This window comes from Hyphomicrobium sp. (assembly GCF_035548195.1).
Lineage (GTDB): Bacteria > Pseudomonadota > Alphaproteobacteria > Rhizobiales > Hyphomicrobiaceae > Hyphomicrobium_B.
Genome location: NZ_DASZTY010000031.1, coordinates 1 through 17,221 on the forward strand (window position 1 = coordinate 1; position 17,221 = coordinate 17,221).

Consider the following 17,221-nt stretch of genomic DNA (forward strand, 5'->3'; position numbering starts at 1 on the left):
TCCGCGAGCTGCGCTTATCGGCTGGAGCCGAGTTCGTCGTCGTCGTCACAGGCGAGATCATGACGATGCCCGGCTTGCCGAAAGTCCCCGCCGCAGACTCGATCCGCCTCGACGACAAAGGCCAGATCCAAGGCTTGTTCTAAGATCAGCTTCAAATCTGTCATCCCGGCGAATCCGCTCGCGGGACCCGGGACCTAGTGCAGCTAAGCCGCGCTGGGTTCCGGTTCGTCACTGATGACAGATTGACTGGACGTCCGACGTCCACGGCGAACATCTGGCTGCCGCTGAAGTGAGCAAGCTGCATAATTGCGTGGCAGGCCGAGCGCGCTGATCGACCGATTTTCCAGCAAATACGTGGCCTAAGCCAATTGGCCTGTCCTTTGCGATACCCGCCTCAAGGGATCGTGCAGGAGAGGAGTCTTGGTCGCGGCATTCGATGAAATGAATGGGTTCGGAGGCGAAGTCCGCCCGCCCTACCGTGCGTTCGCCGAATGGCTCGGCGTTCAGCACATGGACGCCCTGCGGCAGAAAGCAACCGAGGCAGATGTCCTGTTTCGCCGGTCTGGAATTACGTTCGCGGTTTACGGCGAACAAGCAGCGGCCGAGCGGCTCATCCCCTTCGACATCTTTCCGCGCATTCTTTCCGCCGAAGAGTGGCGCAAGCTCGAGTTCGGCATTGAACAGCGCGTTCGCGCACTGAACGCGTTTCTCTATGACATCTACCATCGTCAAGAAATTCTCAAGGCGGGCAAGGTTCCCGAGGAGCTGGTTATCCAGAACTCCGCATTCCTGCCCGAAATGATCGGCGTCGATCCGCCGCGCAGTATCTACAGTCATATTATCGGCATCGATCTCGTCCGCACAGGCGAGGACGAATTCATGGTCCTCGAAGACAACACGCGTACGCCGTCGGGCGTCTCGTACATGATCGAGAACCGCGAAACGATGATGCACCTTTTTCCCGATCTCTTCAGCCGTAACCGCGTGCGCCCAGTCGAAAACTACGCCGACGCACTAATGAAAACGCTCGAAAGCGTCGCGCCTGCAAATCTCGACGCCGAGCCGACAATCGCGCTTCTGACGCCCGGCATCTATAACAGCGCCTACTTTGAACATTCCTTCCTTGCCGATCAGATGGGTATCGAGCTGGTCGAGAGTTCCGACCTCGTCGTCATCGACGGCCTTCTGCGCATGAAAACGACCGAAGGCTATAAGCGCGTCGATGTACTTTACCGTCGCGTCGACGATCTCTTTCTCGATCCCCTCGTATTCGATCCCGGTTCACTGCTTGGCGTGCCCGGAATTTTTGACGTCTACCGCTCCGGACGGCTGACAATCGTCAATGCGCCGGGAGCCGGTATAGCGGACGACAAGGCGATCTACAGCTACATCCCCGCCATCATAGAATTCTATACGGGAAAACCGCCCATCCTCGGCAACGTGCAGACGTTCAATTGCCGTGACTCCGAAAGTCTCAAGTACGTCCTTTCCAATTTGCCGGAACTCGTCGTCAAGGAGGTTCATGGTTCAGGCGGTTACGGCATGCTCGTCGGACCGAAATCGACGAAAGAACAGATTGAGGAATTCCGCGCCAAGATCATCGCAAATCCTCAGAACTACATTGCCCAACCGACTTTGGCGCTCTCAACAGGCCCGACACTGGCCAACTCCGGCGTCGGTCCGCGCCACCTCGATCTCCGGCCCTTCGTGCTCGTTGGCGATCGGGTGCGCTTGATGCCGGGCGGCCTGACGCGGGTGGCGCTCAAGAAAGGATCGCTGGTCGTGAATTCGAGCCAGGGCGGCGGCACGAAAGATACGTGGGTGCTACAGGATTAGACGAGGAATGCTCGGGCGGACCGCAAACGACCTCTATTGGCTTTCGCGCTACATCGAGCGCGCCGAGAATATGGCGCGCCTTCTCGAAGTCGGATATCGCATCGTGCTTTTGCCTCGCGAAGGCGAAGGCTTTCACGAAGAATGGCGTTCGACGCTAGAAAGCGCGGGATGTCTTGCAGGCTATTTGCAGCGCCACGGCGAACTCGTATCTCAGAACGTCATCGACTACATGCTGTTCGACACGTCCAATCCGTCGAGCATCGCGGCATGCCTCGCAAGTGCTCGGCGCAACGGCCGCGCGCAGCGGACGGCGTTGACGCGCGAGATGTGGGAAAATCTGAATAGTTCATGGCTCGAATTCTCGGCCATCAAGCCCGCGACCGTAACCTCGAATTCTCTCCCCGAGCTGCTTGATTGGGTTCGTTCCCGCTCCGCACTCTATCGTGGCGCCATGCTGAATACGATCCTGCGCAACGACACGTTTTGCTTCAGCCAGGTTGGTACCTTCATCGAGCGCGCCGACAGCTCTGCCCGCATTCTCGACGTCAAATATTATCATCTGCTGCCGTCGAGCGAATTGGTCGGAAGCGGCCAGGATAATTATCAATGGGCGGCGTTGCTGCGGTCTGTGTCGGCGCATCGAAGCTATCGTTGGGTCTTCAAGGATCAGTATCGCCCCCTCCAGATAGCGGAGTTTATGATCCTCAATCGTCAGATGCCGCGTTCTCTCCGGTCGTGTTACGACGAGTTGACGCTGGCGCTTCGTGATCTCGCGGTATTCTACGGAGCGCGTCACGACTGCCACGCGACGGCGGAATCGACCCGAGACCTTCTGTTGGAAGCCGATATTCAGAACGTCTTCCAATCCGGACTGCACGAATTCGTGCAGGATTTCATCGCACGCAACAACAAGCTCGGCAGCGAGATTTCCGCTGCTTATCATTTCATCGAATGAGGATCATCCGGTGCGCATCTCGATTGGCCATGTTTCGCGCTATACCTACAGCGAGCCGACGAAGTACTCGATCTTGGCTCTGCGCCTCACGCCACGGTCGTTTCAGGGACAGCGGATTGTCGAGTGGCGCATCAGCGCGCCGGGCATCGATTCGACACGGCCGTTTTGCGATGGCTTCGGAAACACCGTACACCTCGTAAGCTGCATCGACCGGCACGCCGAATCGCTGATCATCGCCAAAGGCGTCGTCGAAACCGAAGACCGTGCGGGTGTCGTTCAGGGCCTTCACGACTCCGCGCCACTCTCAATCTATCGCCGCCAGACAGGCAAGACGGCGGCCAATGATGACATTCGCGCATTGGCACAAATTGCGGCTGGCCGGCGGGTGCGCGATATGCATGCGCTGATGCACGCAGTTCGCGATGCCATCGACTATCGCGTCGGCACTACAGGCAGTAGCACGACGGCCGCCGATGCGTTGGCACAAGGTTCGGGTGTCTGCCAGGATCATGCGCACGTCTTCATTGCGGCAGCCCGGTCGCTCGGTATGCCGGCACGATATGTCAGCGGCTACCTGTTCGATGGCGAGGACCGGCCCGCCGAAGCCAACCACGCCTGGGCCGAGGTCTGGCTCGAAGACTTGGGCTGGGTGGGCTTCGATCCGGCCAACCGGATTTGCCCCACCGACCATTATGTGCGCCTCGCCTCGGGGCTCGATTCATCATTTGCAGCCCCAATTCGCGGCATCCGGCACGGCGTGGCCAACGAAGAGCTTGACGTGGTCGTCGAAGTTCAGCAGCAGAGCGTCCAGCAGCAGCAATAGCTGCCGGTTCGGAGACGACGAATGACATATGCTGTAGCGCTCCGTCTTGAGCGCGGTCTGGTGTTTGCTGCCGACACCCGGACGAACGCCGGCGTCGATAACATCGCCCAATACAAAAAACTTCAGCTTTGGCAAAAGCCCGGCGACCGTGTTCTGGTGCTGATGAGCGCCGGAAACCTGGCGGCCACGCAAGCCGTACTCAGCCTCCTCAACGAGCCTCTGGCGGATCCCGAGTCGCAGGTGCCAAACCTGTATAACGCTCCGAATATGTATCGCGCGGCGCGGGTCGTCGGAAACGCCATCCGTGAAGCCCGTCGCGTCGATGGACCGGCGCTCGAAGCCAGCAAGCTCGGCTTCAACACGCATTTCATTTTCGGTGGCCAGGTCAAAGGCGAACGGCCCAGGCTCTTCCTGGTATATCCCGAGGGCAATTTTATTGAAGCAACAGACGACACGCCGTTTTTTCAGATTGGTGAGCATAAGTATGGGAAGCCGATCCTCGATCGCGTCGCACGTGCAGACATGCGTCTTGGAGAAGCCGCGAAGTTGATCCTGCTGTCGTTCGATTCAACGCTCCGTTCCAATTTATCCGTTGGCCTGCCGATCGATCTCGTCGTGTACGAACGTGATACGTTCGGCATCCGCCGCGAAATGCGCATCGGTGCCGATGACGACTATTTCCGGCAGCTGTCCAATGCGTGGTCGGAAGCGCTCCGTCACGCCTTTTCCACGATCGAGGAATTCAAAGTCTAGGACCTGCCGCAGGCGTGTTTGACGAGCAGCACACCCGTCATGGCGCAAAATATATTAGTTAACGTTTACAATGATGTCACCGCGTGCGTTCATATAGACGCGCGCGGACAATTGGCGCGCTATGTTGCATCCCAACAAAGATCTAAACGCACTTGTCTATGCATTCGAGCGCACGGTGGTCACGTCTCGCTTCTCCGATCCAAGTAGGATTAGATAGGCAAGATGCTGCGCGCGTCCGTGTTGGGGCATGGGAAGGATCGAATGGGTCTCGCGACACTGAACGAGTATTTGTCGGCTTGGACGCTTGAGGAGCGTACGCGCGTTCAGGTCGCCGACACCGTGCTCAACTTGGCTGAGACGAGCGTTCGCATTTCCGAGCTCGTCGGCCGTGGCGCACTTGGCGGAAAACTCGGACGTGTCGTATCGCGCGCCGGTGAGTTCGATGAGCAGAAGGAAATCGATCTGCTAACGAACGATATGATTGCCGCTGCGCTGAAATCGTCTCCGGTCGCGGCGCTCGCCTCGGAAGAAGCGGAAAAGCCGATCACCATTCGCGACCGGGAGCCCCTTCTTGTCGCGACTGATCCATTGGACGGTTCCTCGAACGTCGATGCCAACGTTTCATTCGGTACGATCTTTTCCGTTCTGCCGCGCCATCCGACATCCATCGGAGAAGCGGCGTTTCTTCGTCCGGGCTCGCATCAGCTTGCCGCAGGTTTCGTCGTCTACGGTCCTCAAACCGTTTTGGTGTTGACCGTCGGGGTCGGCACGCATGTGTTCACGCTTAACCGCGAGGAGAAGACGTATCGCATGACGGCTCGGAATCTTTCGATGCCGCCCGAAACCGACGAATACGCTATTAATTCGTCGAACGCACGCCACTGGGACGATCCCATCAGAATCTACGTTCACGACTGTGAGAATGGTGCCAACGGCCCGCGGGGGCGTGATTTCAATATGCGCTGGACCGGTTCCCCCGTTGCCGACATCTACAGAATTCTGACGCGCGGCGGCATTTACCTTTATCCTGGCGATCGCCGGAAAGGTTTCCATCAGGGCCGCATCCGGCTCATCTACGAAGCCAATCCAATCAGCTGGCTGATCGAACAGGCGGGTGGGCGCGCAACGACAGGGCGAGAGCGCGTGCTCGACGTCATACCGGCGGCCCTGCATCAGAAAACGCCGTTGATTTGCGGGTCACGCAACGAGGTCGATAGGGTCATGCGCATTTATAGCGGCCAAGAATTCAAGGGCGATCGCTCACCGCTCTTCGGCCGTCGCGGCCTGTTCCGGGCGCTGCCATGACTGCCAGATCCTACGCCGCGCAATGAACAACTGAGCAAAATCGATGTCCATCAAGCACCCCATCATTTCCGTCACCGGATCCTCAGGCGCTGGCACGTCGTCGGTACGTCAGACATTCGAGACGATCTTCCGCCGCGAGCACGTAAAGGCCGCATTCGTGCAGGGCGACGCCTTTCACCGCTACGATCGCTGCGATATGGAAAAAGCGATGCACGAGGCGGAGAAGCGCGGCAATCACAACTTCAGCCACTTCGGCATCGAGGCAAATCTCATCGAAGAGCTTGAGCAGCTGTTCAAGACCTATAGCGAAAACGGCAAAGGCTTGACGCGCCTCTACATCCACGACGCCGAGGAGCAGCGCGCGACGGGCGCTGCGATCGGGACCTTCACGCCCTGGGAGGAAATCGAGCCGGACACCGATCTGCTGCTTTACGAGGGACTGCACGGCGCGATCAAAACCGATACGGTCGACGTGGCAAAATACGCCGACCTTAAGATCGGCGTCGTGCCCGTCATCAACCTCGAATGGATACAGAAAATCCAGCGCGACCGTACCGAGCGGGGCTACACCACCGAAGAAGTTACGCAGGCTATCCTGCGACGCATGCCGGATTACGTGCAATATATCTGCCCGCAATTCACGCAGACGGACATAAACTTCCAGCGAATTCCAACGGTCGATACCTCCAACCCGTTCATCGCACGCTGGATTCCGACGCCGGACGAGTCGATGGTCATCATCCGGTTCAAGGAACCGCGCGGCATTGACTTCGCCTACCTCTTGTCGATGATCCACGACAGCTTTATGTCGCGTGCCAACTCGATCGTTATTCCCGGCAGCAAGCTCGACCTTGCGATGCAGCTCATTTTAACGCCGCTTATTCTGCAACTCGTCGAACGCCGCCGGCGCGTCTTATGACGATACCGAGAAACCGAGATTGAAAGGTTGTCCGTGACGCACCCAGTACTGATCGCACCCTCCATTTTATCCGCCGACTTCGGCAAGCTCGCCGACGAAATCCGCGCGGTCGATGCCGCAGGCGCCGATTGGATTCACTGCGACGTCATGGATGGGCATTTCGTTCCCAACATCACGTTCGGCGCGCCGGTTATTAAGTCCGTACGCGGCGCGTCGAAGAAGATCTTCGACGTGCATCTTATGATCGCGCCAGCCGATCCCTATCTCGCGGATTTCGCGGCAGCCGGGTCCGATATCATCACCGTGCACGCCGAGGCCGGTCCACATCTCGACCGCTCTCTGCAAGCCATTCGAGCACTCGGAAAGAAAGCAGGCGTCTCCCTCAACCCGTCAACTCCGGAAGGTGTCATCGAGCACATTTTGGATCGAATCGACCTTGTGCTGCTGATGACCGTTAATCCGGGCTTCGGAGGTCAGTCGTTCATTCCCTCCGTCATTGAGAAAGTGCGCCGCGTTAAGGCGCTCATCGGCGCGCGCCCGATCCATATCGAAGTCGACGGCGGTATTACCCCCGAAACCGCACCGCTGGTCGTAAAGGCCGGCGCGGATATTCTTGTTGCCGGGTCCGCCGTCTTCAAGGGCGGCACGCAACAAAGCTACGCAACAAACATCTCGGCAATTCGCAAGGCGGCCGAAACGGCTTGAAATCAGATCGCTCTCCGTCTGCGACAGGCTAATGAACGATCCCAAATTTTCCGAACCGCTGCCGATTGACGCCGTACTCGACGATGTCCGCAGCGCCTTGAGCGCGCACGGGACGGCGGTTCTCGTCGCCGCGCCCGGCGCCGGCAAGACGACACGCGTTCCGCTTGCGCTTCTGAACGAAACATGGCGCGACGGCGGCAAGATCATCGTTCTTGAACCGCGGCGGATCGCGGCTCGCGCCGCGGCCGAACGCATGGCGAGCACGCTCGGCACCCGCTTAGGCGACGACATAGGCCTCCGCGCACGACTGTCATCGAAAACGAGCGCGCGCGTCGCAATCGAGGTCGTGACCGAAGGTGTCTTCACCCGTATGATCCTCGACAATCCGGAATTGATTGGCGTTGCAGGCGTTCTTTTCGACGAATTCCACGAACGCTCGCTCGACGCAGATCTGGGGCTCGCGTTGGCACTTGACGCGCGGGCGGCGCTGCGCCCCGACCTCAGAATTCTCATCATGTCGGCAACGCTCGAAGCCGCGCGGGTTTCGAAGCTTCTGGGCGAGGCGCCGATCATTTCGAGCGAAGGCCGAACCTTCCCCATAGAAACGCGCTACATCAGCAGACGCGCGCAGCGCGTCGAGGACGATATCGTCGATGCCGTAGCGCGTGCATTCAAGCACGATAAGGGTTCCATGCTCGTCTTCCTGCCGGGACAGGGCGAGATACTGCGGACGGCCGAACGCCTGCGCGACAGAATATCTCCCAGCGATGCCGAAGTCGTCCCGCTTTACGGTGCGCTCGACCCCGCCGCGCAGGATCGTGCCATCTCTCCGGCAAAGCCCGGAAAACAAAAAATCGTTCTTGCGACGTCCATCGCCGAAACCTCTCTCACTATCGAAGGTGTGCGCGTCGTGATCGACAGCGGCTTGGCACGCGTGCCGCGTTTTGAACCCGACATCGGCGTGACGCGCCTTGAAACCGTGCGCGTCTCGCGCGCATCGGCCGATCAGCGTCGCGGCCGGGCCGGACGAACGGAGCCCGGCATTTGCTATCGGCTTTGGGATGAACCCGAAACGCAAGGTCTCCTGCCCTTCGCCGACCCCGAAATCCGTTCCGCTGATTTGTCGGGACTGCTGCTCGATTGCGCCGAATGGGGCACCAACGATCCGGCCACGCTCGCATGGCTCGACCCGCCCAGCGAGGGTGCGCTCGCTGCAGCCCGATCCGGGTTACAGGCCGTCGGTGCGCTGGACGAGAGCGGAAACATCACGCCGGAAGGTCGTTGTCTCCGAGCGTTACCGCTGCCTCCGCGATTGGCACGTATGCTGTTGAAGGCCGGAGACAAAGGCGCGGCGTTGGAAGCGGCAGAGCTTGCTGCCATCCTCGTTGAACGCGGTATCGGCGGCAATGACATAGATCTCGCTACGCGCCTCGAAAATTTCCGCCGCGATCGCTCGCGCCGAGCCGAAGACATGCGCGCTCTCGCGCGGCAATGGGCGCGCGCAGCACAATCGCGCGCGACGCAAGAAACGCTTTCGCCAGCCGCATTGTTGGCGATGGCCTATCCAGATCGGATCGCAAAAAATCGCGGCAAGCGCGGCAGCTTCCTTTTGGCAAACGGACGGGCCGGATTGCTCGATACGGCACATGCGCTCGCTGCCGCGCCGTATCTCGCGGTTGCCGAATTGCAAGGCCGCGCCGCCGCGACGCGGATCATGCTTGCGGCCGCAGTGGACGAACTTCAGATATCGACGATCGCAGCCGACCGCATCGAGGCAAAGGATGAGATTGTATTTGACCCATCTTCGCTCTCTGTCAAAGCGCGCTCTGTCCGCCGCCTCGGCGCGATCGAGCTAAGATGCGACTCTCGCCCCGTTCGCGCCGACGAGGATGCTTCGGCCATTCTCGCAAAAGGTATTGCGGAAGTTGGCGTTGAAATTCTGCCGTGGTCCAAGGCGCAGCTTCAACTGCGAAGCCGCATCGGTTTCCTGCGCGGCAACGACGAATCTTGGCCGGACCTTTCCGACGCAGCTCTATCGGCAAGCATTTCGCAATGGCTTCTTCCGTATCTTTCGGGAAAGACGCGCATTGCGGATATCGACGCGGGGCTCCTCGATCAAGCGTTGTCGTCGCTCTTAACGTGGCCGATGCGTCAACGTCTCGATGCGGAAGCTCCTACCCATTTCGAGGCGCCGACCGGAAATCGGCACGCGCTCGATTACGAGGGCGCCGGTGCCCCGGCTCTTCATATTCGCGTTCAGGAATTGTTCGGCTTGAAGGAGCATCCGGCCGTCGCGCGAGGCCGCCTGCCTCTGACGCTCTATCTTCTGTCGCCCGCGCATCGACCGATTCAAATCACGCGCGATCTGCCAGGATTTTGGGCCGGGTCGTGGAGTGCGGTCAAAGCCGATATGCGCGGCCAGTATCCGAAGCACATTTGGCCGGACGATCCTGCGAACGCAATGCCCACCGCGCGGGCGAAACCGCGCGGCAAATAATTCGCAAAAGCATCAGCTATAGTATGATCGATACCAGGAAACGAAACGTGCGATGCCTTCGTCGAGCGGCGTCGCCGGCCTGAAGCCGACGTCTTGCACGAGCTCATCAATGTCAGCGTAAGTCTTCTCGACGTCGCCCGGCTGCAGCGGCAGAAAGATCTTTTTCGCCTCACGCCCGACGGCTTTCTCAATCGCCGCAATGAAGTCCATCAGCGCCACGGGATTGTTGTTTCCGATGTTGTAAAGCCGGTAAGGGGCGGTCGATGTCGCCGGATCTGGCTTGTCTCCCGTCCAAGCTGGATTGGGCTCCGCGATTTTGTCGGCGGTGCGCAACACGCCCTCGACGATATCGTCGATGTAGGTGAAGTCGCGCGCATGATGGCCGTTGTTGTAAACCTCGATCGGTTCCCCCGCTAAAATCTGTCGAGTAAATTTGAAAAGCGCCATATCCGGACGGCCCCACGGTCCGTAGACCGTGAAGAAACGCAATGCCGTAACTGGAATACGGTAGAGATGAGCGTAGGCGTGCGCTGCCAGTTCGTTTGCCTTTTTTGTTGCGGCGTAAAGGCTCAGCGGATGATCGACATTGTCATGCTCGCTGAATGGCATAGCGGTATTGGCGCCATAGACCGAGCTTGATGATGCCATCACAAGATGTTGGACGTTCGTGTGTCTGCAACCTTCCAGGATGTTCTGTGTGCCGACGATATTCGACTGAATATATGAGTTAGGATTCTCCTGGCCATAACGTACGCCAGCCTGAGCGGCGAGATGAATCACTTTGTCGGGTCGCTCAGCCTCGAAAAGCTTTCGCATTGCCTCGACATTGGCGATATCCTGGTGAATGAAGTTAAAAGCGTTGCGCCCCTGAAGCTTTGCGAGGCGCGCTTCTTTCAGCTTCGGATCGTAATAGCTGTTGACGTTATCGATGCCGATAACCGTATCGCCGCGATCAAGAAGACGGGCGGCAGTATGAAATCCAATAAATCCCGCGGCGCCGGTCACCAGAAATTTCATGCGTTGCATCCTCTTGCCTGCTGCGGTTTAGCCGCTCCGACCGCCCTGTCAATTGAGCGCTATGTTATCGGCCGAGGGCGAGCCACGTTCCGAGAAAAAAGTTATCCTCGGTCTCTTTGGCGGCCTTATCTTTAAACCCGGGAGGATTTTCTTGGGACCTTGTGCTGCTGATGACAGATACGCCAAACCTCGCCCTGCCCTATATCCTCGCTGCCCAGGCGCAGAAGCATGTGACGCACAACGAGGCTATCCGTGCGCTCGACTGTCTCGTGCAACTTTCCGTCGCGAGTCGTTCATTAACCGCGCCGCCGGACGACCCTGACGAAGGTGGCCGATATATCGTGGCTTCGGGAGCAACAGGCGATTGGTCGGATCAAAGCGATAAAATCGCGGCCTACCAGGACGGCGCCTGGATATTCTACACACCAAGGGACGGCTGGCGCGCCTGGGTGACAAGCGAAAATTCGCAGGTGATTTACGCCTCCGGATCATGGTCGGCGCTACCGAGCGGCGGCGGGGGCGGTGGCGTGACCGACCACGGCATGCTGACGGGGCTCGCCGACGACGACCATCTTCAATATCACACGGATGCGCGCGGCGACGCGCGTTACACGCCGCTTGATCCTGAGACGCTTGGCATCAATTCCACAGCCGATACGACAAACCGTCTCGCCGTTTCAAGTCCTGCGTCACTCTTCAATCACGAAGGCAACGGCCATCAAGTCAAGGTCAATAAGAACAGCGCCTCGGACACGGCATCGTTCTTGTTCCAAAACGGCTTCTCAGGCCGCGCGGAGATCGGTCTTGCAGGAGACGACGATTTCCACTTCAAAGTCAGCCCCGATGGCGCGACATGGTACGATGGCATCAGAATCGACCGCGCTACGGGCCGCGTCGATTTTCCGAGTGGCGGCAGCCTCTCAAGCTATCGCAATCGCGTCATAAACCCATGCGGAGCGATAGCTCAAACCGGACCGCTATCGGCGACCGACGGCAGCTACACCGGTTTCGATCAGTGGGTTGCGCTGACGCAATCGAATGCCGTAACGCCCTCTAGGCTCTCGGATATCGCCGACGGCCTCCCGACGATAATGCGGATGACGCAGGCGAACGCATCGGCGCAGCGCATGGGCTGGCTGCAACCGCTTGAGGCCGCAATGGTCCGAGACTTGCGCAACAAGACAGTCGCATTGCAGTTCATCGCCCGCTTATCCGTTGCTACGACGCTCCGCTATGCAATCATCGCGTGGACGGGAACCACCGATAGTCTGACGCTGGACGTCGTCAATAGCTGGACGAACACGACCTTCACGACAGGCCAATTCTTCAAAGAATCGAATCTTTCGGTCGTTGCCACGGGATCGACGGCGCTCAGCGCCGATACGCTCGCCAAGATCGACGTCTCGGGCACCGTTCCGTCATCGATGAATAATATTCTGCTCTTCGTATGGACCGACTCGGCACAGGCGAAAAACGTTACGCTCGATCTCGGTAACGTATGGTTTGGGATCGGAGCCAGCGGACCTGCCGTGTTCGATCCGCCCGCGCTCGACGACGATTTGCGCGCATGCCAAAGATATTACTGCCAGAGTTACGAAATCGGCACGCCGCCCGGCTCAGCCACGAGCGTCGGCCTTATCGACTTCGTCAACCCGAGCGCCGGAACGGGAAGCTTTTCCATCCCGGTCCTCTATCCGGTACGAATGCGCATCGCACCGGCGGTCACGGCCTACGATACCACCGGTGCTTCCGGCTTTATCTACAAGGGTGGCAACGGCAAAGCCGCGGTCGTCGCCGGCGTTAACGCAACATCGTGCAGCATCGGCACCGCGAACACCACGAGTGCCAATGAATTAGCATTCCACTATAAAGCCGATGCACGACTATAAGTCTGAGGAGGATCGGTGTCTCGTTGCGTGGCCGGACCGGCCTTAGACCAAAGTCGAATTTAGGGCAGCTTGCAATCACAAGCTTATCTGACGTGAGATGAGCGGCCGCGACGCGGCTGATCTGGCGGGCGCCGCCTAAGTAGCGGGGCCTCGCCATCTGGAGGTGAAGTTTGGCCGTACCGGCACGTATCCTGATCGTCGACGATCACCCGCTCTTTGTGGAAGCCTTGCAACGGGCCATCGTTGGCGCGTTTCCCGGCACCGAGACGCGCGAGGCAATCTCCATCGAGGCGGCTAAGAACGTCCTCGATAGTAAAACGCCGTTCGACATCGTACTGCTCGACCTTGCATTGCCCGGCACACGCGGCTTCGATGGGCTGCTTGAACTCCGAAAGCTGCATCCCAGCCTCCCGATTATCGTAGTCTCGGCGCTTGAAGATCCCCGCATCGTGCAGGACGTGATGCGCTACGGAGCGGCTGGATTTGTTTCCAAGTCGGCCGATCGGTCCGAAATCGCAGCGGCGCTGAAAACGGTAATGGACGGTTCGGTCACGCTCCCGAAAGGCTATAGTCCGCCTGAAGCTCCGCCGGCGTCCGAAGGTCATGCCGACCTGGTGCAGCGTCTTAAAATGCTGACGCCGAAGCAGTTGAGCGTCCTGCGCATGTTGCGCCAGGGCCTGCTCAATAAGCAGATCGCCCACGAGCTTCAGATCGAGGAAACCACGGTCAAGGCGCACGTCTCCGAAATATTGCGTAAACTGAATGTCTCATCGCGCACCCAGGCCGTCATCGAGGCGCAGAAGATAGATTTTGAAGCTGTTCTCGGAGAGTCTGACGGAAAAATTTAACGTCACGCCAGCATATGCTGCATCAGGGCGCGCAGCTCAGCCGGGCGAACCGGCTTGTAGAGTAGCTCGCATTTGAAATCGCGTGCGGCCGCAGCCGTCGCTTCACCACGATCCGCAGTAATCAGGATTGCCGGAATGAACCGGCCGAGCGTCTGCCGGATACGCGCAACGGCATCCACTCCGACAACGCTGCCGTCGAGATGATAATCGGCAAGGATGATCGCTGGAGAAAAGGTTCCGTCGGAAAGAATTTCACCGATGTCGTCAAGATCGCGCGCAAGCCGTACGTCCGCCCCCCAGCGTGAAAGCAGTGTCTGCATCGCGCCGAGGACGCTCAGATCGTTGTCGATGACGACAAGGGGACGAGCGAGAAGATTGCCGCTTTCTGCGTGAGGCATAGCGGTTGTTGGTTCTGTTTTCGCCGAAGGCGCTGCGTACGGAGCCATCACGCGAAAGCGTGATCCGAGGCCAACACGAGAATCGAGTTCCAGTTCATGCCCGAGAGACTCCACCATGCGCCGGACGATGGCGAGGCCGAGGCCAAATCCCGCGCCACCCGAGCGTTCCGAGGCGGACCCGCGCTGAAATTCTTCAAATATCCGATCCCGCTCCTGCGGAGCTATTCCGGGGCCCGTGTCCCACACCTCGATTGCAACGAACGCTCCGCGCCGACGCGCCGCCAGCAGGATCGCACCTGATTCCGTATAGTGCGCAGCGTTGGCGAGAAGATTTTGCACAATGCGCCTTAGCATCAAAGGATCGGAACGCACGCCGAGAGACGTCGGCCGCCATCGGAAATCCAGAGCCTTGCGCCGAGTGAGCGGCTCGATATTGCACGCTAATTGCTCAAAGATCGCGCCAAGCGCAACGGGTTGAACGTTCGGCACGAAAACACCCGCTTCAAGCTTCGAAATATCGAGGATGCTCGTCAGGAGTTCTTCAATAGTCACGAGTGCGCTGGAAATATTGTGCGCCAGAACCCGTTGATCGGGTTCAGTCTGGACGTCCATCAACTCGGAAAGGGTAAGACGGGCAGCATGCAATGGCTGCAAGAGATCGTGGCCGACCGCCGTGAAGAAACGCGTTTTGAAAACGTTCGATCGCTCCGCCGTATCGCGCGCCTCGCTCAACTCGACATTGGCTTGCGCGAGCTTCGTCAGGGCGTTGTTTAATTCCTCCGTCCTGATCCGGATCTGCGTTTCCTGATTGATAGCGGTTTGAAAGAGCGAGAAGGCATTCGCCTGCTGGTCCATCGATCGCTCGACGCGCTTCATCAGCGCTTCGTTGATTTTGCGCAGCTTGTCGACGGCCCGTCCGAGGTCGGATGGGTTCTGCGCCAATCGGTCGGGCGGCAGATTGTCGGTCATAATTCCTTCGGACTATCAATTGTTGTTGCGAAAGCGATGCCAGTCAGCGTCTGGTTGAGATGCATGGCGTTGAATTGCTCGCCATAGGTATGAAACCCCGCAACCCCGAAACGTTGATAGATCTCCTCGACCTTGTGCCGTACCTGCCGGCTCTCCGCATCTAGGCGGCGCAGAATGCAGTCAAAACCCAAAATGAAGTCTGTACCGCCGAGAGATGCATCGATGGCTTCGAGCGTCTCCAGCGTTGTACGCAACATATCACGCGGTCGCGCTACGGTGAAAACCAGACCTTCGTCGATGGCACAAAAGAACGAGAGACTGCCGTCGGGATTCACTGTCCGAATGCAGCGGCAATAATAGTTACCTCCGATTTTGACGACGAGCGGATAAGAGGCGAAGCTGTACGGTCCGAGATCTTCAAGGTTGAGCCCGATCGCCGCGGCATACTCTCTCGCCGCCGGCTCCGCGTTGAGCTCATAGACGATGCGCTTTTCGACATCGGCAGCCGTAACGACGAGCTTGACGGGCGTCGGTTCGAAGTTTTGCGTTTTGAAAATGCGGATGGGCATTGTAGTTTCGATCACGAACAATATCGCGCCGCCGCGGATGATATTTCCGCGATGGATCAGCACAGTGTCCTGGAACTGAAGACCGTCTCCCGCCGATCCACCAATCAACTCGATGCCGTCGAGAGAAAGGTCGAGAGCCGCAATCAGCGCCTCCTCGGCGTTTGACAGGCCGTCAACGAGAACCAGCGCGAAGATGTGCTCCTTTGCAAAACGGCTAACGCCGCCGATCATCTGAATGCGCAGCCGGCGCGCGATCTCCGACGCGCGTTCGACGCCGACTTTATCAATTTCCGGAATGACCTCACTCATCAAGCGGAAGCCCGCCTCCGGAAACGCGATGAAGACGATGCCGCCCTGCATCATACCGAGCGGACCGATCTCGCCCGATGTGCTGCAACCGGAAACATGCGTCTCGGGAAAGTTTTGTTTGAGAGCGCTAAGCAGTACGCTGGGATCGTGCTCCGTCGAGAAAAAGACTATAATATGCTGGAGGATTTCGCCCGCGAGTTCGGTGCGGGCTGCGGCCACGGCTTCGCGGGTTCCAAGCGTACTTGCTACGACGCGAATTCCGCAGGCGGCGCGAGTGGTTTTAGTCGTCATTCAATGCTCGATAGTTCGCCACAGTCGTCGAAGCGGATGGTATTTCGTCAAGGTCAAAATCTTGGCAACGGTCGCAGCCTACAGGCCGGAAATCAAACGTCACTGCGCATCGATCAGGCCTGAATCCATCAAGCGGCGTTGAAAGGCCAGAATTTTCTTCGATTTCGAGCAGGTATAATAGCGCCCCTGGCACAAACTGAGGAGATTGAGGCGCGTCTGATAGGATTCGGGCAGCGGCAGCTTGGCTTCTTTTAGCAGGAGCGCAGCGAGGTATGGAACCTCGACGACATCTTCCTCAGGCAGCGGCGGAGGCTCATAATTAACGCCATCGACCGAATAGTAGGTCAGTAGGCCGGGATTATCGGGCGTCAGCTGAATATCCTCCGCTGCATAGCTCTTTTTGAAGCCCAATAGAGTGCGCGTCGCGATCGGCTGATGATCGCCGTATTGAACGATCAAAAATCGCTCGTTCGGAAACCGCTTCGCGAGCGACACCCGAAATTCATCATAATCCATATGCGCCATGCCGAGACGGCGCAGGTATTCGCTCATTTCCGGATCGGTTCCGGGACCGCCGCCCTTAACGTTTACGCTTGGCTCGTACGTATTTGTATAAGGAAGATGAGTCGCCGACGTAACGACGAACGTAAAGAGCGGTCCGCCCGAATGCGCGAGATGCTTTCCGATATTGTCGAGCACGTTTGAATAATAGAAGCGGTCGCGCTCATTGAAGCGCTTTGCGCCTTGCGCCCGATAATCGAAAATATCCGGCAGACCGATCGTCGAGTAGAAACGTCCGCTCGCGACGAAATCTTTCGGCACCGGATAGAAGAGGCTGTTGCGATAGCCGCAGCGCGCCAGCACCTGCGGCACGGCATCGTGAATCTTTCCGCGCATCAGGGATTCGACGAACGTCCGCATGCCGCCGAACGAATAGGTCGAAACACCCGTCATAACCGAAAATTCTGTCAGCCAGGACGCGCCGCCATATGTCTCGACGCGCAGCTTATGCAGGCGCCCGTCGAATGACTTGAAGAACGGGTCGAGCGCATGATCGTAATCGAGTTGCGGAAAATAAGATGGTGGGACGGCACTTTCCTGATGAATAAGAATGATGTGGGGTGGCTTTTCCGCCAAG

General features: G+C 58.4%; 15 protein-coding genes. 11 read left to right on the forward strand and 4 right to left on the reverse strand.

Annotated features, from left to right (window positions below; all coding sequences use genetic code 11):
- The 9 genes from VHB22_RS12270 to hrpB form a co-directional block, all read left to right on the forward strand.
- The coding region (locus VHB22_RS12270) for a formate--tetrahydrofolate ligase (RefSeq protein WP_325455775.1) at positions 1 to 143 on the forward strand (143 nt) is incomplete at its 5' end.
- A 298-nt stretch (positions 144 to 441) separates the two neighbouring features.
- On the forward strand, positions 442 to 1,836 hold the full coding sequence (locus VHB22_RS12275; protein ID WP_325457278.1) for a circularly permuted type 2 ATP-grasp protein: 1,395 nt from the start codon (positions 442 to 444) through the stop codon (positions 1,834 to 1,836).
- 7 nt (positions 1,837 to 1,843) lie between these two features.
- Entirely contained in the window at positions 1,844 to 2,791 is a 948-nt protein-coding gene (locus tag VHB22_RS12280) for an alpha-E domain-containing protein (protein ID WP_325457266.1), read from the forward strand.
- Between the two features lie 10 nt (positions 2,792 to 2,801).
- On the forward strand, positions 2,802 to 3,614 hold the full coding sequence (locus VHB22_RS12285; protein ID WP_325457267.1) for a transglutaminase family protein: 813 nt from the start codon (positions 2,802 to 2,804) through the stop codon (positions 3,612 to 3,614).
- 21 nt (positions 3,615 to 3,635) lie between these two features.
- Entirely contained in the window at positions 3,636 to 4,367 is a 732-nt protein-coding gene (locus VHB22_RS12290) for a peptidase (RefSeq protein ID WP_325457268.1), read from the forward strand.
- Between the two features lie 261 nt (positions 4,368 to 4,628).
- Positions 4,629 to 5,672, forward strand: coding sequence for a class 1 fructose-bisphosphatase (locus tag VHB22_RS12295; RefSeq protein ID WP_325457279.1), 1,044 nt, complete (start codon positions 4,629 to 4,631; stop codon positions 5,670 to 5,672).
- Between the two features lie 43 nt (positions 5,673 to 5,715).
- Positions 5,716 to 6,591: a phosphoribulokinase gene (locus VHB22_RS12300; protein WP_325457269.1), complete on the forward strand. Its 876-nt coding sequence runs from the start codon at positions 5,716 to 5,718 to the stop codon at positions 6,589 to 6,591.
- Positions 6,592 to 6,624: 33 nt separating this feature from the next.
- Positions 6,625 to 7,296, forward strand: coding sequence for a ribulose-phosphate 3-epimerase (rpe, locus tag VHB22_RS12305; protein ID WP_325457270.1), 672 nt, complete (start codon positions 6,625 to 6,627; stop codon positions 7,294 to 7,296).
- Between the two features lie 31 nt (positions 7,297 to 7,327).
- Positions 7,328 to 9,793 carry an ATP-dependent helicase HrpB gene (gene hrpB, locus VHB22_RS12310; RefSeq protein ID WP_325457271.1) on the forward strand — a complete coding sequence of 822 codons (2,466 nt, stop codon included), beginning with the start codon at positions 7,328 to 7,330 and terminating at the stop codon, positions 9,791 to 9,793.
- Positions 9,794 to 9,805: 12 nt separating this feature from the next.
- On the opposite strand, the gene VHB22_RS12315 is transcribed toward hrpB, so the two are convergent.
- Entirely contained in the window at positions 9,806 to 10,810 is a 1,005-nt protein-coding gene (locus VHB22_RS12315; protein ID WP_325457272.1) for an NAD-dependent epimerase, read from the reverse strand.
- Between the two features lie 170 nt (positions 10,811 to 10,980).
- On the opposite strand from VHB22_RS12315, the gene VHB22_RS12320 reads away from it, so the two are divergent.
- Together VHB22_RS12320 and VHB22_RS12325 are read left to right on the forward strand one after the other, a co-directional pair.
- The gene (locus VHB22_RS12320) at positions 10,981 to 12,699 is read left to right on the forward strand and encodes a DUF2793 domain-containing protein (RefSeq protein WP_325457273.1); all 1,719 of its coding nucleotides are present in this window, start codon (positions 10,981 to 10,983) and stop codon (positions 12,697 to 12,699) included.
- 170 nt (positions 12,700 to 12,869) lie between these two features.
- The gene (locus tag VHB22_RS12325; protein WP_325457274.1) at positions 12,870 to 13,547 is read left to right on the forward strand and encodes a response regulator transcription factor; all 678 of its coding nucleotides are present in this window, start codon (positions 12,870 to 12,872) and stop codon (positions 13,545 to 13,547) included.
- 2 nt (positions 13,548 to 13,549) lie between these two features.
- Here the strand turns inward: VHB22_RS12325 and VHB22_RS12330 are convergent, their stop codons facing one another.
- The 3 genes from VHB22_RS12330 to VHB22_RS12340 form a co-directional block, all read right to left on the reverse strand.
- On the reverse strand, positions 13,550 to 14,914 hold the full coding sequence (locus tag VHB22_RS12330) for a hybrid sensor histidine kinase/response regulator (protein ID WP_325457275.1): 1,365 nt from the start codon (positions 14,912 to 14,914) through the stop codon (positions 13,550 to 13,552).
- The gene (locus VHB22_RS12335; protein ID WP_325457276.1) at positions 14,911 to 16,083 is read right to left on the reverse strand and encodes an FIST N-terminal domain-containing protein; all 1,173 of its coding nucleotides are present in this window, start codon (positions 16,081 to 16,083) and stop codon (positions 14,911 to 14,913) included. Before VHB22_RS12335 ends, VHB22_RS12330 begins: the two co-directional genes overlap by 4 nt.
- Before the next feature lie 99 nt (positions 16,084 to 16,182).
- On the reverse strand, positions 16,183 to 17,221 hold a 1,039-nt coding region (locus tag VHB22_RS12340; RefSeq protein ID WP_325457277.1), incomplete at its 5' end, for a sulfatase-like hydrolase/transferase.